At 70.2% G+C, this 19,666-nt stretch carries 17 protein-coding genes and 1 pseudogene; 9 read left to right on the forward strand and 9 right to left on the reverse strand.

Annotation, left to right across the window (positions count from 1 at the left end; translation table 11 throughout):
• Positions 1-17 precede the first annotated feature (17 nt).
• Entirely contained in the window at positions 18-2,081 is a 2,064-nt protein-coding gene (locus tag K8625_RS02490; RefSeq protein ID WP_141332033.1) for a PrkA family serine protein kinase, read from the reverse strand.
• Positions 2,082-2,696: 615 nt separating this feature from the next.
• Between K8625_RS02490 and K8625_RS02495 the strand changes: the two genes are divergently transcribed.
• Positions 2,697-4,280, forward strand: coding sequence for a glycosyltransferase family 39 protein (locus K8625_RS02495; protein WP_223748091.1), 1,584 nt, complete (start codon positions 2,697-2,699; stop codon positions 4,278-4,280).
• A 10-nt stretch (positions 4,281-4,290) separates the two neighbouring features.
• Here the strand turns inward: K8625_RS02495 and ruvX are convergent, their stop codons facing one another.
• Complete coding sequence (gene ruvX, locus K8625_RS02500) at positions 4,291-4,761, reverse strand: Holliday junction resolvase RuvX (RefSeq protein WP_223748092.1); 471 nt, start codon at positions 4,759-4,761, stop codon at positions 4,291-4,293.
• Positions 4,762-4,951: 190 nt separating this feature from the next.
• Between ruvX and K8625_RS02505 the strand changes: the two genes are divergently transcribed.
• Together K8625_RS02505 and K8625_RS02510 are read left to right on the forward strand one after the other, a co-directional pair.
• Positions 4,952-6,442, forward strand: a complete 1,491-nt coding sequence (locus K8625_RS02505) for a hypothetical protein (RefSeq protein WP_223748093.1) — start codon at positions 4,952-4,954, stop codon at positions 6,440-6,442.
• Between the two features lie 4 nt (positions 6,443-6,446).
• Positions 6,447-6,971 (forward strand): tetratricopeptide repeat protein, encoded by a 525-nt coding sequence (locus K8625_RS02510; RefSeq protein ID WP_141332029.1) that lies wholly within the window; start codon positions 6,447-6,449, stop codon positions 6,969-6,971.
• A 130-nt stretch (positions 6,972-7,101) separates the two neighbouring features.
• On the opposite strand, the gene K8625_RS02515 is transcribed toward K8625_RS02510, so the two are convergent.
• From K8625_RS02515 to K8625_RS02530, 4 genes are all read right to left on the reverse strand, one after another.
• Entirely contained in the window at positions 7,102-8,295 is a 1,194-nt protein-coding gene (locus K8625_RS02515; protein WP_223781732.1) for a M48 family metalloprotease, read from the reverse strand.
• Positions 8,296-8,369: 74 nt separating this feature from the next.
• Positions 8,370-9,509 (reverse strand): tol-pal system YbgF family protein, encoded by a 1,140-nt coding sequence (locus K8625_RS02520; RefSeq protein ID WP_223781733.1) that lies wholly within the window; start codon positions 9,507-9,509, stop codon positions 8,370-8,372.
• A 196-nt stretch (positions 9,510-9,705) separates the two neighbouring features.
• Positions 9,706-10,818 carry an ArsA family ATPase gene (locus K8625_RS02525; RefSeq protein ID WP_223781734.1) on the reverse strand — a complete coding sequence of 371 codons (1,113 nt, stop codon included), beginning with the start codon at positions 10,816-10,818 and terminating at the stop codon, positions 9,706-9,708.
• Positions 10,815-11,729 carry an ArsA family ATPase gene (locus tag K8625_RS02530; protein ID WP_223748097.1) on the reverse strand — a complete coding sequence of 305 codons (915 nt, stop codon included), beginning with the start codon at positions 11,727-11,729 and terminating at the stop codon, positions 10,815-10,817. The genes K8625_RS02525 and K8625_RS02530 overlap by 4 nt, the downstream gene beginning before the upstream one ends.
• A gap of 165 nt (positions 11,730-11,894) precedes the next feature.
• Here K8625_RS02530 and K8625_RS02535 point away from each other — a divergent pair, with 165 nt between their 5' ends.
• Both K8625_RS02535 and K8625_RS02540 read left to right on the forward strand, forming a co-directional pair.
• Positions 11,895-12,203, forward strand: a complete 309-nt coding sequence (locus K8625_RS02535; RefSeq protein WP_141332524.1) for a hypothetical protein — start codon at positions 11,895-11,897, stop codon at positions 12,201-12,203.
• A gap of 35 nt (positions 12,204-12,238) precedes the next feature.
• Entirely contained in the window at positions 12,239-13,042 is an 804-nt protein-coding gene (locus tag K8625_RS02540; protein WP_223748098.1) for a ParA family protein, read from the forward strand.
• A 3-nt stretch (positions 13,043-13,045) separates the two neighbouring features.
• On the opposite strand, the gene K8625_RS02545 is transcribed toward K8625_RS02540, so the two are convergent.
• Positions 13,046-13,705: a polyhydroxyalkanoate synthesis regulator DNA-binding domain-containing protein gene (locus tag K8625_RS02545; protein ID WP_141332526.1), complete on the reverse strand. Its 660-nt coding sequence runs from the start codon at positions 13,703-13,705 to the stop codon at positions 13,046-13,048.
• Positions 13,706-13,870: 165 nt separating this feature from the next.
• Here K8625_RS02545 and K8625_RS02550 point away from each other — a divergent pair.
• From K8625_RS02550 to K8625_RS02560, 3 genes and pseudogenes are all read left to right on the forward strand, one after another.
• Positions 13,871-13,969 (forward strand): annotated as a pseudogene (locus K8625_RS02550) (zinc-ribbon domain-containing protein); the annotation flags it as partial.
• A gap of 1,656 nt (positions 13,970-15,625) precedes the next feature.
• Entirely contained in the window at positions 15,626-16,723 is a 1,098-nt protein-coding gene (locus tag K8625_RS02555; RefSeq protein WP_223782050.1) for a hypothetical protein, read from the forward strand.
• A 6-nt stretch (positions 16,724-16,729) separates the two neighbouring features.
• A complete protein-coding gene (locus tag K8625_RS02560; protein WP_223748100.1) occupies positions 16,730-17,545 on the forward strand; it encodes a hypothetical protein in 816 nt (271 codons plus the stop codon).
• A 109-nt stretch (positions 17,546-17,654) separates the two neighbouring features.
• Here the strand turns inward: K8625_RS02560 and K8625_RS02565 are convergent, their stop codons facing one another.
• A complete protein-coding gene (locus K8625_RS02565; protein ID WP_141329496.1) occupies positions 17,655-17,879 on the reverse strand; it encodes a twin-arginine translocase TatA/TatE family subunit in 225 nt (74 codons plus the stop codon).
• 113 nt (positions 17,880-17,992) lie between these two features.
• On the opposite strand from K8625_RS02565, the gene K8625_RS02570 reads away from it, so the two are divergent.
• Positions 17,993-18,718 (forward strand): glycerophosphodiester phosphodiesterase, encoded by a 726-nt coding sequence (locus K8625_RS02570; protein WP_223781735.1) that lies wholly within the window; start codon positions 17,993-17,995, stop codon positions 18,716-18,718.
• A 9-nt stretch (positions 18,719-18,727) separates the two neighbouring features.
• Here K8625_RS02570 and K8625_RS02575 read toward each other — a convergent pair whose 3' ends face one another.
• On the reverse strand, positions 18,728-19,615 hold the full coding sequence (locus K8625_RS02575) for a hypothetical protein (protein WP_223748102.1): 888 nt from the start codon (positions 19,613-19,615) through the stop codon (positions 18,728-18,730).
• Positions 19,616-19,666 lie beyond the last annotated feature (51 nt).

Raw genomic sequence — 19,666 nt, forward strand, 5'->3', positions numbered from 1 at the left:
CCCTTCTCCTGAGGTGGTTACTCCTTCGCGTCGCCGCGGGCGAAGATGCTCGCCACGAAGTTCAACACGTCGGTGGAGCAGATCTCGCAGTAGCCGTAGTTCTTCATCATCCGGTCCTTCACCAGGTCGATCTTCTCCTGGGTCTCCTTGTCCACGACGGAGGAGACGAGGTTCTTGAGCTTGATGCTGTCCTTCTGGTCCTCGAACAGCTTCAGCTCGAGCGCCTTGTGCAGCCGCTCGTTGGTCCGGTAGTTGAAGGTCTTCCCCTCCACCGCCAGCGCGCCGATGTAGTTCATGATTTCGCGCCGGAAGTCGTCCTTGCGGCTGTCGGGGATGTCGATCTTCTCTTCGATGGCCCGCATCAGCCGCTCGTCCGGCTCCTCGTAGAGGCCGGTGTACTTGTTCTTGACCTTCTCCTTCTGGGTGTAGGCCTTGATGTTGTCGATGTAGTTGCCGCACAGTTTGCCGATGGCGTCCTCGTCGGCGCTGATGGCGCGCTGGACCTCGTTCTTGACGATGTCCTCGTACTCCTGCTTCACGGAGGTGAGCAGCTCCTTCATCCGCTTGCGCGCGTCCTCGTTGTTGATGAGCGAGTGCGTCTTGAGGCCCGCCTCCAGCTCGTTGAGGACCATGAAGGGGTTGATGCAGCCCTCGCCCTTGTCGCTCACCAGCGCGTTGGAGATTTTATCCTGGATGTAGCGCGGGGAGATGCCCTCCAGGCCCTCGCGGATGCTCTCCTTGCGCAGCTCCTTGATGTTGTCCTCGGTGAAGTTGGGGAGCGTCTTGCCGTTGTAGAGCTTGAGCTTCTGCAGGAGCGACAGGTTGTGCTTCTTGGGCTCCTCCAGGCGCGTGAGCACCGCCCACATGGCCGCCATCTCCAGCGTGTGCGGCGCGATGTGCTTGCCCTTGATGGCGCGGGAGTTGAAGTCCTTCTCGTAGATCTTCACCTCCTCGGCGAGCTTGGTGATGTACGGCACGTCGATCTTCACCGTGCGGTCGCGCAGGGCCTCCATGAACTCGTTGTTCTCGAGCTTCTTGTACTCGGGCTCGTTGGTGTGGCCGAGGATGACCTCGTCGATGTCCGTCTGCGGGAACTTCTTCGGCTTGATTTTGTGCTCCTGCGACGCGCCGAGCAGGTCGTAGAGGAAGGCGACGTCCAGCTTGAGCACCTCGACGAACTCGATGATGCCGCGGTTGGCGATGTTGAACTCGCCGTCGAAGTTGAACGCGCGCGGGTCGGAGTCCGAGCCGTACTCGGCGATCTTCCGGTAGTTGATGTCACCGGTGAGCTCGGTGGAGTCCTGGTTCTTCTCGTCCTTGGGCTGGAAGGTGCCGATGCCCACGCGGTCCTTCTCGCTGAAGACCAGGCGGTTGACGCGCACGTGGTCCATCACCCGCGCGAAGTCACCGTGGTACTGGGTCATCAGGTCCTTGAAGACGAAGCGGCAGGCGGGGCACAGCTCCGAGCCGTCCGGGATGGTGTAGCCGGAGTCCGGCGGCGACAGCTCCTGGTAGACCTTGGCGCGCCACTCGCGGGGAACCAGGTTGAGCGGCTCCTCGTTCATGGGGCACTTCATCTTCTCCTTCACGACGGTTCCGTCCGGCAGCTTCTTGTCGGTGGTCCAGGAGAAGGTGTACGCGGCGCCCTCGGGCGTCTTCGAGTAGTCCTCGGTGCCCTTCTTGAGCAGCCGCGCGATGGTGGACTTGGACGAGCCCACGGGGCCGTGCAGCAGGATGACGCGTTTCTCGGTGCCGTAGCCCTGGGCGGCGGACTTGAAGACGTTCACCAGCTTCATCAGCGGCACATCCAGGCCGAAGATGGCGTCCTTGCCGCCGAACTTCTCGTCGCTGAAGAAGTGGTAGCGGATGAGCTTCTTCTTGTTGTCGATGTACTCCGTCTTCCCGTGGCTGAGGATCATGTCGTAGATCCTCTGGAAGGCGGTGCGTGTCACCTTGGGGTTCTTCCGGACGATTTCGAGGTACTCCTCGAAGTTGCCTTCCCAGTTGAGCTCCGCGTAGGTCTTCGCGTCCTGGAGCGCGGCGATTTTGGAGACCCACGAACCCTTCTCAGCGTCCCTCATGTCTCTCCCTCGGAAGCCGGCCTGGGGTGCGAGGCACTCGCGCCCTAGGGGGCCAGAATGGTGAACCTGGAGGGCTGGATTGCCATTCCACAACCATCCCGCCGAGGTCCCAGGCACGACAGCCCTGCAGCCAATTCGGGACCCCGCCGCGGAATGGGACCGCGCGTTACGCTCGTGTCAGGGGCAGGACGCCGGAACAGGCGCGCCCCCTCCACGGGGTGAAGAGGCAAGGGTGATTATAGGGCGGCGCGTGCAACGGGGTAGGTGCCCCCCCGGAACGCGAGGGGTATTGAACGCCTGACGGCCTTGCCGGAGGCGGACTGTTGGCTGGCTGTGGGGCGGCGTCTGTGTTCCTTCCACATGTCGGCGGTGCAGGTGAGGGGCGCCAAGACATCCCTGACAGCAGCCAGGCGGGCGTGCCTGCACCGAAGGGTGATACATTCGCCACGCGGTACACGTTGGCTCGGGCCCGCTGTGCCTCCGGGGCGCGCGAGGGCGGCGGTGTGCTCGCTCCGGCGCGCGGTTCGCTGAGGGTGAAGTCGGCTGCGGGGAGGCTGGAGAAGACGGGGTCGCCGGCTTGGCTTTGGGCCGTGCCTGCGTATCCTGCCGCGCGTCATGGCGACCGCACCTACCTCTGTCTCCCACCCTCCGTCCTCCGTGCCGAGTCTCGCGGCGGTCCCGTCCCCCGCGCCCGAGCCGAGCACGCGCCTCCTCATCGGAGTGCTGTTGGCGGTGGCGCTGGTGCCCCGGCTGCTCGTCTTCTTCGTGAACGAGAACCTGTACGGCGACGCGGTGGTGCGCACGGAGCTGGCGGAGCGGTGGCTGCGCGCCCCGCACCTCATCACCGCGTACGGTGATGGCGCGTACCAGTTCGGGCCGCTGCACCTGTACCTGGTGGGCATCGCGCTGTCGGTGTTCGACCGGGAGGTGGCCGGGCGCGTGGTGAGCCTGCTGTTCGGCGTGCTGTCGGTGGTGCCGTTGTTCGCGCTGACGCGGCGGCTGTTCGACTGGCGTGCGGGCGTGGTGGCAGCGCTGGTGTTCAGCGCGTGGGGCATGCACCTGCAGTTCTCCACCACCGCGGGCAGCGAGGCGGTGTCGCTGTTCTTCATGCTGGCCGCGTTCGCGTTCTACGCGGAGGGGGTGGACGAGAACCGCTTCGCGCCGCTGTTCCAGGCCGCGCTGATGCTCAACCTGGCGTGCGCGCTGCGCTACGACGCGTGGATGTACATCCCGCTGTTGTGCCTGGGGCTGTTCTTCAGCAGCCAGGACAAGGTGGCGGCGGTGACGCGCGCGGTGGGCTTCGGCCTGGCGTGCCTGCCGTTCCCCCTGTTGTGGATGCAGGGCAACGAGCTGATGCACGGCGACCCGTTCTACCCGGTGAAGGCGGTGGAGGACTTCCACCGGGACTGGGTGCTCTCCTCGGCGGGCTCGGGGGCGGCCATCGGCTGGCGCGCGCAGCAGCTGTTCTTCTGGCCGGGCGTGGCGCTCTTCACCCTGACGCCGGGCGTGGGGCTGCTCGGTCTGTGGGGCATGGTGAAGGCGTGGAAGGCGCGGCCGGACACGCGCTGGCTGGTGGCGGCGGCGGCGGTGCCCGCGGCGTACTTCACGTTCCGCGCGGTGGTGCTGCTCAACTTCGTGCCGCTGGGGCGCTTCACGGTGACGCAGCTGGCGGTGGTGCCGGTGTTCGTCGCGTTCGGCTTCTGGGCGCTGATGGGCTCGCGCGGCGAGGGCGCGCGCAAGGCGGTGGCGGGGGTGTCCGCGCTGCTCGCGGTGGTGCTGCCGGTGGCGCTGGGCCTGTACACGTTCCGCGACGACGGGCGCCTGCAGACGTCGCTGCGGCCGGTGAGCCCCACGTCGACCAACCCCGTGCCGGTGATGCGCGTGGCGGACTTCGTGAAGGCGGAGGTGGCCGAGAAGGGCGGGGCGCTCGCGCTGGATACGGACCCCAACTACATGGACCTGCAGGTGGCCTTCTTCTCCGGGCTGCCCGAGGAGCGCATCGCGCGCGTGCGTTGGGACACCTTCCGCAAGCTCCTGGGGGAGGCACGGCCGGAGGTGCTGGTGCGCTTCGACCAGGGCTCGCTGGCGAAGGACCCCGGGGTGAGGCTGGAGGGGCGCACGCTGACGTTGGACGGCGTCGCCTACGAGGAGCTGGACGGCTTCACCGCTCCGCTGCACGTCTACCGGCGCCGGCCGTAGCCGCCCGGCGTCACCCGGAGTGTCCGGGCTCGTCGTCGTCGTAGTCGTCCGGGTGGTAGTCGGTGTCCCTGGGGCGGCGCGCGTCCAGCCAGCCCTGGAGGATGAACTGGGCGGCCACCTGGTCGATGACCTCCTTGCGGCGGGCGCGGCTGACGTCCGCTTCCAGGAGCGTGCGCGTGGCGGCCACGGTGGACAGCCGCTCGTCCCAGAGCTCCACCGGGATGCCGAGCGCCTGCGTCAGGGCGTCCGCGAACTTGCGCGAGGCCTCCGCGCGGGGGCCCTCCGAGCCGTCCATGTTGAGCGGCAGGCCGAGGACGAAGCGGTCCGCCTCGTGCTCGCGCGCCAGGGCGCCGAGGGCGGCCAGGTCCGCCTTGAGGGACGTGCGGCGAATGGTGGTGACGCCCTGGGCGGTGAGGCCCAGGCCATCCGAGACTGCCACGCCGATGGTCTTGGTTCCGAAGTCCAAACCCAGGGTTCGCATGCGTGGCGCAACTTAACCGCATCCTCCCTCACGGACCGCGCCGTCCGTTGACGGGGACGTGCCCGGGTTGTCAGTCCGGCTAACCGACGGAATTCGCTCGCGTGGTCGCCGGGCCGCCTGCCGGCACCGTCGCTGCAACCCCCACGAGTCATCGCGCGGCACTCCATCAACCCGCCGCGTGGGAGGACTCATGGTGGACTTCTTGAAGAGCGCGACGAACCTGCTGGCCCGCCCGGAGGGCACGGCGATGGAGGGGGCGGGGGACGCGGGGACTCTCTCTCCGCTCGTCTCCAGCTCCATCAAGGCCGCCACGGGCGTCATGACGGGCAACGTGCTGCAGGCGGGGACGGGCGTGGCGGGCGTGGCGGAGGAGCTGAAGAAGAACCCGGCGGCGAAGACGGAGTACGCGACCTCGGCGGGGGCCGCCGGGAAGACCCAGGGCTATGCCCCGCTGCTGCCCGCGAGCACCAGCGCGTTGGACCCGAAGATGCTGGAGTACGAGGCCGCGCTGAAGGTGCTGGAGGCGAACTTCGAGCAGCTGGACCTCGCGGACGGGAAGAAGTCCGGCTCGCTGTCGAAGGAGGAGCTGCGGCGCGCGGCCAACGACGCCAGCCTGTCCCCGCAGCTTCGCGACGCGGCCCGGTTCCTCACGCAGAACGCGGCGCTGTTCGAGCGGGTGGACTCGCGGGGGCTGCTCTCGTCGCTGATGCCGGTCCTGGGGAGCATCTACAACGACGACCGCATCAAGCTGTCGGGCGTCCGCGCGGAGCTCAAGCGGGTGGGGGAGGAGTTCGCCCGTTATGGCCGGCCGACGGCGCCGCCGGTGTCCCCGCCCAAGCAGGAGGACTGCCCGCCCGGCACGACGCCTCCGCCCACCACCGGTGGGCCGTCCCCGGGGCCGCGTCCCACCCCGCCGGGCAATCCGTCACCGGGGACCGGAGGTGGCACGGGCGGTACGGGAGGCACCGGTGGCACGGGTGGTTCGAATGGCTCGGGCGGCGCGGGGCCGGTGGGGGGCGGCAAGCCGCCCACGTCGAAGGACCCGGACTTCCGCGAGTACCTCGAGGCGGTGGCGGTGCTGCGCGACAACTGGGGGACGTTCGACACGGCGTCGGGCGTGAAGGATGACCGCGTGACTCGCGCGGACATGCTGGCGCTGCTGAACAATCAGGGAGCGTCCTCGACGCTGAAGAAGGCCGCGCAGTTCTTCAAGGACCACCCGGAGTACTTCGACCGGCTGGAGATGGCGGCGGGCATCGACGGGCGCGACGGCATCATCGGCTGGTTGGATGTGAAGGCGGAGCTGGAGCAGTCGAAGGACGTGAAGACGAACACGCCGAGCAAGGCGAGCTCGAGTGTTCGCGGCATCGTCGACAACCCGCGCATGAGCATCGAGGACAAGGTGCAGGCGATCCTCGGCGCCATCTCCAGCGACACGGACACCGAAATCATGGAGGTGATGGAGCAGATGGCGACCGCGGGCGAGGACCGCGCGACGCTGGGCACCACGGACGTGGACAAGAAGAAGGCGGCGAAGCTCGACGGGGACATGCGCGAGCTGGAGCTGCGGCTGCAGCGGCTGCTGGAGAAGCGCAAGGCCATGTTCGACCTGATGAGCAACATGTCCGCCAAGTTCAACGAGATGGCGAAGACGGCCATCTCCAACCTGCGCGGAGCCTGAGTCCATGGGCCGCGTCATCAAACACGAGGGAGTCGAGGGCATGCGGATGGAGACCGGGGCGGTGCACAGGATGCGGTCCTTCGCGCGGGGCGAGGCGACGTGGGCGGAGGTGGAGGGGATGACCTTCGAGGAGGCGAAGGCGATTGCGCAGGTGGGGTGTGACCTGGCGGCCGCGGGGCGGCTGGAGGAGGCGCGCATCCTCTTCGAGGGGCTGGTGGCCGGGAATCCTCGGGACGCGGGCGCTCACGCGGCGCTGGGCACCGTGTACCAGAAGCTCGGGCGGCTGGAGGAGGCCATCGCGGAGTTCAGCGCGGCGCTGGCGCGGGACGCGGGGCATCCGGTGGCGCTGGCGAACCGGGGGGAGCTGTACCTGCGCAAGGGGGAGCGGCAGGGCTTCACGGACCTGTCGAAGGCGGTGGAGGTGGACCCGCACGGTGAGACGGCGGCGGGGCGCAGGGCGCGGGCGCTGGTGAAGGCCATCACGCTGGTCGCGGTGGAGAAGCTCAAGCAGGACGCCCAGCAGCCGTAGCTGGGTGGCGTGGGGGGGAGGAAGTGCCGCTGGCGCTCGGGGGAGTGGCCCGGCGGCGGCTGTCGGCGGGTGGGCTCGGGTGGAGAGGGGAGGGGAAGGGGAGAGCCCACCTGCCGGCCGCTTTTTCACGTCAGGGCGCGGGCAGGTCGGCCAGGCGCTCGCCCACGGGGGGATGGCTCATGCCCTTGAGGACGACCCAGCGCGGAGGGTCGGGGTCCATCTTGTTGACGCGCGCGGCCTTCACCAGCATTCGGCGGAACGCGTCGACGTCGTGGGTGAGGTTGAGGGCGAAGCGGTCCGCCGTGCGCTCGCGCTCGCGGGAGAAGGCTCCGGCGATGGGCGCGCCCAGCAGCAGCACGAGCGACAGGAGCAGCGAGAGCAGCGGCAGGGTGCGGATGTCCGCGAAGCGCGAGGTGCCGAACCAGCTCCGCGCCGCCGCGACGCGCAGCATCCGGTCGATGGCGAAGAGGAGCGCGACGACAGCCAGGGAGGAGGCGATGCGGCCCGGCCACTTCTGCTCCTGCACATGGCCGGCCTCGTGGGCCACGGCCGCGAGCACCTCGTCCTCGGAGAGTTCCTGGAGGATGACGTCGTTGAGGACGATGGCGCGCGTGGGGCCCTGGCCCGCGAAGTACGCCTGGATGCGCCGCGAGGCCACGGAGGTCTTCTCCACCAGCACGTCGGAGAAGGTGATGTTTGCCTGGGCCATCAGCGCCGTCATCCGCGTGCGCAAAGGCCCCGGGGGCAGCGGCTCCTGCTCGAAGTAGAGCCGGCCCCGGTACGTGTCCAGCGCGGAGGAGACGAGCATCAGCAGGGCCACGGGCACGCCCAGCACCCACCACCAGTGGCGCGTGCGACGGGCCAGTCCATACAGGCCGATGACGAGCGCGGCGATGGCGAACCCGCCCAGCAGGTGTCCCTTGAGCATGTCCCGGGCGAAGGCGGCCGGGGTGTAGTTGGACATGCCGTGCTGGTGCTCCAGCGTGTACGCGAACCAGATGTCCACGGGGGCGTAGACCAGCTTCACGAACAGGTCCGTCATCAGCGCGAAGAGGACGGCCGCGCCCCAGCCGGACTCACCCCACAGCCGGTCCATGGCGCTGAAGAAGGCGCGGCTGACGGGCGCGGTGCGCAGGATGCCGAAGCGGCGCTCCAGCCCCGCAGCGGCCGCCGTGGCCATGCGGAAGAAGGGCCGCACCAGCACGCCCAACATCAGCGCCAGCAGGGCGAACCGTGCGAAGGGGTTCACCGCCGCGCGGATGTAGTGGGGCAGGTGGTAGGCGTGAATCTCCGCGAGCTGCTCGGGCGTGAAGAGGGGCTCCATGGCAGGGCCCCAGGCTACGCCGCCCGGCCCGGGGCTGCCCAGTGGGGCGGCCTCCGGGCGACTTCAGCCGCGGCTCACGTGTGGGGCTCGTCCTTCGACGCGGGAGGCTCGGGAAGGGGCTCGCCCTCCGCGTCCGCCAGCAGCAGGGCCTTCACCTTGGCGAGGCTCTCGCGCGTGCGGTCCACGAAGCTGCTCTGCGAGCCGATGCGCTCGGCCGTCTCCAGGGTGCGCTCGTAGATGTTGATGGACTTGGTGAGCAGCACGCGAATCTTCTTTCGCAGCTCCTGCCGGTAGACGACGGCCTCTTCCGCGTTGAGCTCCGCGGGGGCGGGCGAGCTCACCATCTGCGCGTAGAGGTCCTCGTACATCGCGCCGATGCGTGAGCCCGACGCGGTGGCCCAGTAGCCGTTGCCCACGCGGATGGAGCGCAGGTAGTGGCCCTGCGAGGAGAGCAGCAGCTCCGCCTTGTAGTTGAGGTCCTCGGCCAGCTTGTCCGCGCCCTTGGAGGGGTCCAGCTTCACGTCCTCGTAGTCCAGCCGGTACAGCTCTCCCACGAAGAAGTGCGCCTGCGCGGGGAAGTAGTCGTCCACCTCGTCCTTGTCGGACAGGGCCTCGTAGGCGGACAGGGCCTTGCGCAGCGTGGCCTCGGCGGCGTCGGTGCGGCCCGCCTCCAGCTCACACACGCCCTGCTGCACGCGCGCCTCGATGCGGCGGTTGACCGGGATGTCCTCGCGCGCGGCGAGCGTGGCCAGAAGGGCCACGGCCTCGTCGTAGCGCTCCAGGTGGTACTGCGTCTCCGCCACGCGGAAGGACGCGTCCAGCGCGTCCCCCTGGCCCGCCTTCGCGTCCGCCAGCTCGGAGAAGCGCAGCCACGCCTCCTCCCACTCCTTGAGGCGCTGGTGGGCGAGCCCCGCGTTGTAGAGCGCCGCGCGACGGTGCTGGCTCTTCGGGTGGAAGTCCACCAGCCGCCCGAAGAAGCGCGCCGCCTGCTTGAAGTCGTTGGCCGCGAAGGCGGACGTGCCCCCGGCGAAGAGCTCCTCGTCGTTGAGCTTGTCCAGCTCCAGGTCCGCGGTCACCGTCACCGCGTCGAACTCAATCTCCTGCTTGGCCGGGACCACCTGGGCGGTGTCCGAACTGCCCGCCGCGCCCGTCGTCCGACATCCGGCGACACCCAGGCCCAGCGCCAACACCCAGCCCCAGCGACTGACCGACATGTACGTTCGCTCGTTCCGCGTCACGGAATGCGTCCTCCTGGCCCTGCCGTCTCCGGACAACGCGCCGTGCCCTGGAGTTCCCACCGCCGAGGGTGGGCGCGCCCAGTTTAATGCGTCCGGGGCGCGCGCGCCGCCGTCCCGCCTGTCCGGCCCCCGGGCGGCTGCTGGCCGCGACGAGGGGTGAGCCCGGGCCCGCTCAGAAGGTGTCGTCTCCCAGCAGGTAGCGTCCGGTCTGCCACAGGCTGGTGATGTCGTGGACGTCCAGCCCGAAACGCGGCACCCGGATGAGGGGGATGCCCGGGCAGGCGGCCTGCAACTGGGCGATGCCCTTCTGGTCCTGCTCGGCCAGGACCTGGAGCTCGCGCAGCGTCTCCTCCACCTTGGCGCGGCGGGTGGGCGTCAGCGTGGCCGCGTCCGCCCACATGGCCTCGGTGGGCAGCGGGTGCACGCGGTTCACCACCAGGGACACCACCTCCATGCGGTGCTGCTTGAGGAGGCTGTTGAAGTGGATGGCCTCGTCCATGCGCTCGGGGTGGGGGCTGGTCACGAGCACGAAGCCCGTCGTCTTGTCCTCCAGGAGCGAGCGCACGCCGCGCGCCCGCTCGCGGAAGCCCTCGTTCATGCCCGACAGGGACAGCATGAAGCTGGAGAGCTCCTGGAGCATCTCCGTGCCGGTGAACTTGGACAGCGCGCGCAGCACGTAGCCGCTGCGGTTGAAGAGCGACAGGCCCAGCTTGCCCGCCTTCAGCGCGGGCGCCAGCAGCCACTTCGCCGCCTCGTTGTCCAGGAAGTCCAGCACGCGGTTGGGCGCGTCCAGGAAGTCCAGCGCGTGCGCGGTGGGTGGCGTGTCCAGCACGACGAGCTCGTACTCGCCCTTGCGGCGCAGCTCCCACACCTTCTCCATGGCGATGTATTCCTGGCTGCCCGCCAGGGCCGTGGAGAGCGACTGGTAGAAGCGATTGGCGAGGATGCGCTCGCGCTGCTCCGGAGGCGCGACGCGGGTGATGAGGTCATCCCACGTCTGCTTCATGTCCAGCATCATCGCGTACAGCGCCGCGCGCGGCGTGACGCCCAGCGGCTGCAGCGCGGAGGCCGGCACCTGCGTCTCCGCGTTGCCGAGCGCGGACAGGCCCAGCGAGTTGGCCAGCCGCTTCGCCGGGTCGATGGTGCACACCAGGCTCTGACGGCCCTCCACCGCCGCGCGCAGGGCCAGGGTGGCGGCCACCGTCGTCTTCCCGACACCGCCGGAGCCGACACAGATGAGGACGCGCTTGTTCGCGAGCGCGGGCGCGAGGGCCGTGGTGCTCACCGCTCCCCCATCACCAGTGTTTCGAGGTGACCCATGACCTGCTCGATGGCGTCCCGCCCGAAGGCGGGGAGGAACAGCCGGGGGATGTTGAACACCGGCGTGTGAAGGTTGCGCTCCAGCTTGGTGCCCGCGAGCACCGTCAGCGCCGCGCGGTCATGGTGCGCCTGGGCCACGTGGTGCAATTCGGGGTGGCCCGCCAGGGCCTCCAAATCGGCCTCCGTGAAGCGCTCGGGGATGGCCTGGTTGAGCACCGCCGCGTGCGTGCGGAGGTTCACCCGGTCCGTGAGCGCGGCGTGCAGCTCCAGCGCCTCGTTCACCGGCATCTCCTCCGGGAGCGCCACCAGGATGGCGGCCGTCACGGAGGGGTCCACCAGCAGGTCGCGCATCTTCTGGGCCTCGCGCGACATGGGGCCCGGGGGCACCGTCTGCACGAGCACCTGGGGCACGCTCAGGAAGGAGATGGCGTGGCCGGTGGCGGGCGCGTCCAGGACGATGGTGTCGAAGCGCCAGCGCCCGTCCGGCAGCTTCTCCTGCAGGTGGTACATGATCTTCCCCAGCAGGACGAGCTCCTGCAGGGACGGCACGAAGCGCAGGAAGTAGCGCACCAGCTTGTTCTCGAAGACCGTCTTGTAGAGGGCCTCGAAGCGCAGGACCATCAGCCCGTACTCGCGCATGGCCTCCTGCGGGCGCACGTCCACGGCCCAGAGGTTCTCCTCCAACAGCTTCACCTCGGGGCCGGCGGGAGGGTGCTCGAGGAAGCGGCTGATGCGCTCCTGCGTGTTCACCTCGCACACCAGCGTCCGACGCCCTGCGCGCGCCGAGCGCAGGGCGAGCGCCGCGGCGACGGTGCTCTTGCCCACGCCGCCCTTGCCGGAGACCACCCACAACCGCTTGTCCAGGAGCCCTGCCATAAGCGAGCGGCGAACCGTAGGAATCGAGTCTCCAGGAGTCAACGCGTTTGGCCCGGGGTTGTTGCCTTGCTTGACACGTCGCGTTGCCCCCTCGCAGAGTGCGGCGTCTTTTTCCCGACGTCCCGACGGTGGGGTTCCACCGGGCGGGTGAAAACCAGGCGTCCCATGCTGAAGAACAACCCGGTGATGAAGAAGCTCGTGGAGACGGGCGAGGAGCGCGTCGGCAAGCTGGCGCAGCAGCTGCTCTCCAACGAGAAGTTCGTGGCGGCGGTGCAGACGCTGGTGTCGCGCTCGCTGTCGGCCAAGGGCACGCTGGACAGCGCGCTGCGCTCGGCGCTGTCGGCCATGAACCTGCCTTCCACGGCGGACCTGGAGCAGCTGCGCTCGAAGGTGGATGACCTGGAGCGGCTCTTGGCGTCGGTGGAGAGCAAGGTGGACACCCTGGTGGCGCAGAAGGCGCCGTCGAAGAAGTAAGCACCCGGACAGGTCCGGGGGAGCCCGAGGCCACCATGCGGCGCATCGCCTTCATCAACGAGAAGGGCGGCACCTGCAAGACGACGCTGGCGGTGAACACCGCCGCCTGGCTCGTCAGGGAGCGCGGCCTGCGCGTGCTGCTGGCGGACCTGGACACGCAGGGCCATGCGAGCAAGGCGCTCGGCCTGGACGTGCGCACGCTTCCTCGCAACGTCTTCCACCTGCTGACCGACGACACCGTCGCCCTGGCGGACGTGGTGCGGCCGTCGGCCGTGGCCGGCCTGGACGTGCTGCCCTCGTACAAGGAGATGGCGGACTTCCCGGTGGTGGTGGCGTCCCACGCGCGGCGCTCGCACCGGCTGGCGGACCGCCTGGAGGCGGCGAAGGACGCGGGCTACGACGCCGTCGTCTTCGACTCGCCGCCGTCCATGGGGCTCACCACGCGCAACATCCTGGTGGCCGCGACGGAGGTGGTGGTGCCGGTGGCGCTGACGTACCTGGCGCTGGATGGCTGCGCCGAGGTGGCGGACACGGTGCGGCAGGTGGGCGAGGCCGAGGGCCGCTCGGACCTGAGCGTCACCAAGGTGGTGCCCACGCTGTACCGCAAGACGGCGCTGGCCACGGCCATCCTGGAGCGGCTCAGGGCGTACTTCCCGGAGTCACTCGCCACGACGCCGCTGGGCTACGACGTGAAGGTGGACGAGGCCCAGAGCCACGGGAAGACCATCTTCGAGTACGCGCCCCGCAGCCGGGGCGCGCAGATGCTGGCGGCCATCGCCTCGGAGATTCACGGCGGGCCCGCTCCCCGGAAGCGGAAGCGGGCGGCGCCCAGGGCCTGACGGCTACTCGGACTTCTTGGACTGCTCGAGCTGCTCGAGCTTCTTCTCCAGCTCCTCGAGGCGCTGGGTGAGCGACTGCATGTCGCGGCCCAGGGCGGGGAGGTTGCCGGTGAGGTTCTCGACGACGTGCTTCACGCGCTCGTCGATCTTCTTCTGCCAGTCCTCGAAGGCACGCTGGCTGGCCTTGAGCAGGTCGGCGGGGGACAGGCCACCGGCGGGCAGGTTGGCGTCCGCGGCCTGCTGGGGCTCCTCGGGAGGAACCTCCAGGCCGGCCTTCACGGCCTCTTCGCGGCGCAGGAGCTTGTCGAGGCGGGACTCGGCCTCCTCGCGGATGGAGGCGACGCGAGGGCTGACCTCCTTCTGGATGAAGCCCGAGATGGACTCGCCGGGGTGGCGGATGATCTCCCGCAGCACCGACAGCGGCATCTGGTTCTTCTTCTTCTCCTCCTCGAAGATGATTTGCGCGAGGGTGACCGAGGTCAGGTCTTCTTTCGTGCGGTTGTCGACAATCCGCACCTCGGTGCCCTCCTTGATCATCGCGGCGATCTCATCGAGGGTGACGTACCGGCTCTCCACGGTGTCGTAGAGCTTCCGGTTCGTGTACCGCTTGATGATCTTCGGCTCCTTGCTGCTGGGAGCGCCTGCTTGCTCGGCCTCGCTCATCGGTTTCTCCGCCCCTTTTGGGCTCGACTCCAAGCCAGCTTCCATGCCTGAGTCTCGCAGGGGCGAACCTCGTACCAGAGGGGTTGGAGGCGAGCAAGCAGCGAGAACCCGTCTCGCCGGACCCGCCCGGTGCCTCTATACTCGTGCCTGCCCCAGGCCTGCTGAATGATCGTCAAGTGCGCGCGGTGCCAGACGCGGTTCAAGATCCCCGACGAGAAGGTGACCGAGAAGGGGGTCAAGGTCCGCTGCACCAAATGTCAGAACACGTTCCGCGTCACCCGTGAATCAGGCGGGGAGGATGCCGGTGCGTCCTCGCCTTCCTCGTCGGCCGGGCAGGCCGACCCCTTCGCCGCCTTCGGGGCCGCTGCCGACCCCAAAGGCGTTGAAATCACGCGGCCCGGCTTCTTCGCCCAGGGCGTCGCGGCGACGCGAACAGCCCCCGCGGGCCCCCCTGGGGGTGGCTCGTGGAACAGCATGGATGGGGACCTCGACACGGAGGACGGCGTCTTCCGCGAGCCCACCCGCGTGGGTCCCATCCCGCTGCCGCCGGCGCAGTCCTCGGGCCCTCCCGTGGCCGGGGCTCCTGGCGTCGCCGCGGTGCGCAACGCTGGCGCGGTTCCACTGCCCGGGGCCGCGCAGCCCGTTCGTCCGCCAGTCGACACTTCCTCGGGCTTGTACGGTGGCGCGGTGCCTCCGCCGGTCGATGAGGCCGCCGCATCGCGGCAATCGGGGCCCGTGCCCCTGCCCGGAATCGCGTCCCGGCAGCCTCCGGGAGTCGCGGCGCCTCGGGGGGCGCCAGCCCGCACCGCGCCGCCTCCGCCTCCCGGGGCGGGAAGCGCCGCGTCGCGAGGCGCGGACCCGTTCGCTGATTTCCTCGCCGCGCCCGTTGGGGCGGTGGGTGGGGCGGATCCGTTCGGTGCGTTGCCTGCGCCCGTGGGGCCTGGCGCGAAGCCTCCCGCGCCTCCGGTCGATGCGGATCCGTTCGCGTCCATCGACATCGATGACGCGCTGCCTGCGCCTCGGACCGCCGCTCCTCCCGCGGCCGAGGATGACCCGTTCGCGTCTATCGACATCGACGACACGACGATGTCGGCGCCGCCTCCGTTCGCTCCGGCGAGTGCTCCGGTGGCGGGGCAGAACGCTGCTCCTCGTGGCGTGACGGGGCAGCCGCCTCCTCGGGCTCCTCAGGCGGGGGCACCTGGCGCCCCGCGTGCTGGTGCGCCAGCGGCAGGGCGGCCCCCCGCGCATGGGGCGGCGGGTGCCTCGCCGTTCACGGCGCCCGAGGAGGCGACGCTTCCGGGGCGTCCTCCGGCTCCACCGTCGGATCCGTTCGCCTCGCTCGACCTGGATGTAACGCAGGCGGGTCGACCTCCGGCTTCTCCGGCGGACCCGTTCGCTTCGCTCGACCTGGGTGATGCGACGCAGGCGGGGCAGCCGCCGGACCCGTTCGCGGCCCTTGACTCGAGCGACGCGACGCAGTCGGGTCGTCCGCCTGCTGCTCCTGGTCGCGTGGAGCTCTTCGCGGCCCTGGCTCCGAACGAAGCGACGCAGGCCGGGCGTCCGCCCCCGGCGCCCGCTCGCGCAGGAGGCGCGCCGCTCAATCCGAGTGATGCGACGCAGGCCGGACGGCCTCCCGCCACGGTTGCTCGCGGGGCCGCGCCGCTCAACTCGAGTGATGCGACGCAGGCCGGACGGCCTCCCGCCTCGGCTGCTCGCGGGGGTGCCGCGCCACTCAATCCGAATGATGCGACGCAGGCCGGGCAGCCTCCCGCCTCGGCTGCTCGTGGAGGCGGCGCGCCGCTCAATCCGAGTGATGCGACGCAAGCCGGGCAGCCTCCCGCCGCGGCTGCTCGCGGGGCCGCGCCGCTCAACCCGCGCGATGCGACGCAGCCGAGCCGTCCACCTGCTGCTCCTGCTCCCGTGGACCCCTTCCTCGCCCCGAGCGACGCGACGCTCCCGGGGCGTCCTTCCTCGGCCGCAGACCCGTTTGCTTCCCTCGACCTGGGTGACGCGACGCACCCAGGCCATTCGCCCACCGCCGCGTCACCGGGACATCCCCCTTCGTCGCCTCCCGGCGCGCAGGACCTGTTCGACCTGAACTCGGACGGTGGCGAGGCCTTCGGCGAGCACGCGGGGCTCGAGGCCTCGGACACCGGGCGCGCGGCGCTGTTCGGTGACGTGTCACCAGGCGCTCTCGACCACGATGGCTCGCACGGCGGTTCGTTGGGCTCGCTCCTGGACGACGTGCCTCCCGTGGACGCGGGCCAGGGTGGAGGCGTCACCCTGGGACGCGTGGGGAGCGGGGTGGGGCAGCGCGAGGTGCTGGAGCTGGACCCGAGCATGTCCTCCGCGCCCGTGGTCTCCGTGGCCAAGCCCACGGCCCGGCCCGAGGACGTCGGAATCCCCCAGGCCCGCCCGCCCAGTCGCGCGCGCAAGGTGACGGCCCTGTTCGTCAACCTGGTGGTCGCCGCCGCCCTCGTGGTGGGTCTGGGCGCGCTGGGCTGGGTCTACCTGCACGAGGGCCGGGTGGACTTCTCCGTCCTCTCTCCCGAGCGCCTGCGCTCACTCGTCGTCCCCGCGCCCACGCCGCTGGTGGCTCTCGACGTGTCCAACGGCCTGTACGAGACGCAGTCCGGCAAGCCGCTCTTCTTCATCCGAGGGGACGCGGAGAACCGCACCGGCTCGGCGACGCACCTGCGCGTGCGCGGCGCCCTCTTCGATGGGAACCAGCGCGTGCGCTCCGTCGAGGGCCTCGCGGGCTCGGTGGCCACGCCCGAGGAACTCTTCGCGGTGGGCAACACCGAGTCGGCCCAGGCCCTGCGCCAACGCATGGACTCCTCCGCCGTCTCCGTGGCCCCCGGCGCCAGGGCGCCCTTCCTGCTCGTCTTCCACGAGTACCCGGCCGCCCTCGATGGCTTCCGCCTCGAAGTCACGGTGGAGGCCGTCCCCGCGCCCGCTGCGGCCACTCCTCCTCCCGCCGAGCCCACCGCGCCGGCCCAGGCCAAGCCCACGGAGTGAGCCGCCATGCCCTCGCTGGAGGAAGCTCGCAACGTCGCCCGATTCCTCCACGCGCTCGGTGGCGGTGCGTCGGTGCGTCGCAAGGCGGCCGCGAGGGAGCTGTCGCGCGGAGACCCGCTCGACGCGAATGAACTGGTAGGGCACCTCATCTCCCTGGCCCGTCAGGGCTGGGAGCCCGCCACCTGCGTGCTGTCCGACTTCATGGCCGCGCTCGCGCAGGAGGCCGAGCACATCCCCCACGTGGGCGCGCTGCGCAGGCTCGCGCATGTGCAGTCGCTCGACACCGTGGCGGACCTGTTCGCGCAGGGCCCCGCGAAGCGCGAGATGAACCCCGATGCCGCGGCGCGCGCGGACGCCAACGCCTTCTCGCAGTCGCTCGGGCACCTCAAGCAGCAGGCCCGACTGACGAGGGATCCGGACACGCTGTCGCGCCTGGCCACGGTGAGCAACCCCTCCGTCCTGCGCAACGTCCTCATCAACCCCCGCCTCACCGAGGAGCTGGTGGTGCGCGTGGCCGCGCGCCGTCCCGCGCGTCCCGAGCCGCTGCTCGAAATCTGGAGGTCCCCGCGCTGGTCCGTGCGCCACGCGGTGCGCCGGGCGCTCGTCTTCAACCCGTACCTGCCTCCCGAGGTGGGCGCGAAAATCGTCCCGCTGCTCAACACGGGGGACCTGCGCGAGCTCATCTCGGACAACGCCGTGCACGCCTCGCTGCGCGAGCAGGCCTCCCGGCTCCTGGCCGAGGGCCCCGAGTCCCTCCGCCCCGCGAGCCCTCGCGCGACGGAAGTCCCCGGAACTCGCATCGGGCACCACGGTCCGGACTGAATCGAGGCGCCTTCCGCTTCACGAGGCCCCGAGCGCCGGGAACCCACGTTGGACACGACGGCGCGGGCCCGCGCGGACAGTCGAGAAGCAGCGGGGAGGGGCGGCCGACCTAGCGGCGGCGCGGGGCGTCCTGCTCGGTGTACTCGGCGTCGGTGGAGCCCCGACGTGAGGACGGCAGCGACTTGGCGTCGATGAGGTCCTCGCCCTTGGACGCCTTGCGGAACGAGTAGACGAACTTGCCCACCGCGTTGCCGAGCTGACCCATCCGGGCGGCCGAGAAGACCACCAGCAGGATGAAGCCGAGGACGATGAATTCTCCGAGGCCGAGGCCCATGATGAGGGCACAGTGCAGCAAAGGGGCGGGGGAGGCAAGCCGCGCGTCCAGCCGTGGACGCCTGCCCGCACTTCGGCTGCACGCGGCGGCCGCTTCCGTCGCACACTGCGCCCATGCTCCTGCTTGCCCACCGAGGCGCCTCCGCCGACGCCCCCGAGAACACCCTGGAAGCCTTCACCGAGGCCGCCCGTCAGGGCGCCGACGGCGTGGAGCTGGACGCCATGGTGTGCGGCTCGGGCGAGGTCGTCGTCTGTCACGACGAGCGCCTGGAGCGCCTGGCCCGCCTGCCCTGGGAGGTGCGCACCACCCCCTGGTGGAAGCTCCAGAAGGCCGACGTGGGCTCACCCCTCGGCTTCGCTCCGGCCCGCATTCCCCTGCTGGAGGAGGTGCTGCTGTCACTGCCCCCACAGTTCATCGTCAACATCGAGCTCAAGTGCGAGCGCTTCGATGACGACGGCCTGGCGCGCAAGGTGGCCCGGCTCGTGCGCGACCTGGACATGGCCGAGCGCGTGGTCATCTCCAGCTTCAACCCGCTGTGCCTCTTCCGACTGCTCGCCGTCGCGCCCGAGCTGCGCCGGGGCTACCTCATCGACCCGGACCGGCGCTGGGGCGTGCAGGCCTACGCGGTGAGCCCGCTGGTGTCCTCGCACTCGGTGCACCCGTACCACGTGGACTGCACGCCGGAGCGGGTGGCCACCTGGCGAGCCGCGGGGCTGCGCGTGGCCGCGTGGACCGTGGATGACGCCGCCCGCGCGAGCGAGCTCGAGCGCATGGGCGTCAGCTACCTCATCACCAACAGGCCGGGCGCGGTGCGCGAAGCCCTGCGCGCCGCGGCCTGAGGGCGCCGCTCAGAAGTCCAGGCCCAGCGTGGTGCTGAACGCGAAGACACCCGGCAGGCCCCGGTCCTCGCTCGCGCCCGGGTCCTCGACGCTGCCCGTGCGGGTGATCGACAGCTCCGCGCCCAACTGCAGCACGCCGCCGATGAAGCGCACGCCGCCGTAGAAGCGCTGGTTCACGTTGTCGCCGAAGGACACCTTCCGGTACGGCGCCGTACCCTCCAGCGCCGCGCGTGAGTCGTTCCCGGTGGAGTCCTCGTAGGAGCGGTTCGGCTGGAAGTCGATGCGGCTGCTGGTGGCGCCCACGAAGCCCAGGTCCAGACCGCCGTAGGGCGTCAGCGTCACCATGCCGCCCAGGGGGAACTGCTTGCCCACGCCCAGGTCCAGGCCCATCACCGTGAGGCTCAAGTCCCTGGTGCCGAACAGCTTGGTGACGTGGCCGCGCACGCCCACGTCCGGCAGCCACGTGAAGCCCTCGTTGACGGCCCACTTCACCTCGCCGGTGGCCACCACCTGGCTGCTCTTCTCCACCCAGCCCACGCGCCCACCCAGCTCCAGCGAGAAGGGCAGGCCCTTGCGCACGTGGAAGGAGGGGATGAGCACCGTGGAGGGCTGCTCCGGGTTCTCGGTGGGGATGCGCACGCTGTCCGGAAGCGACACCACGGACAGCTCCGCGTTGATGGCCCAGGCCGAGTGCCCCGTCGTCTCCGGCGGCATCAGGTTCGCCGAGGTGATGGCGGCGCCCATGATGCGCGCGAAGGCCTGGAAGTCCGCGTTGGCGGAGGAGTTCGCCGTCGTCGGGTCCCCGAACTCGGAGATGCGCAGGTCGTTCTGGTCCGCGTACGCGGTCGCTCCCGAGACACACGCCGCCAGGGCGAGCCACCGACTGAACGTCCGCATTCGAGTCACCGCCTCCCGAGCACCCGCCGGCCGGGGGCGCCCCACGGCGTC

The organism is Myxococcus sp. AS-1-15 (assembly GCF_020037055.1).
Classification (GTDB): Bacteria; Myxococcota; Myxococcia; order Myxococcales; family Myxococcaceae; genus Myxococcus; species Myxococcus fulvus.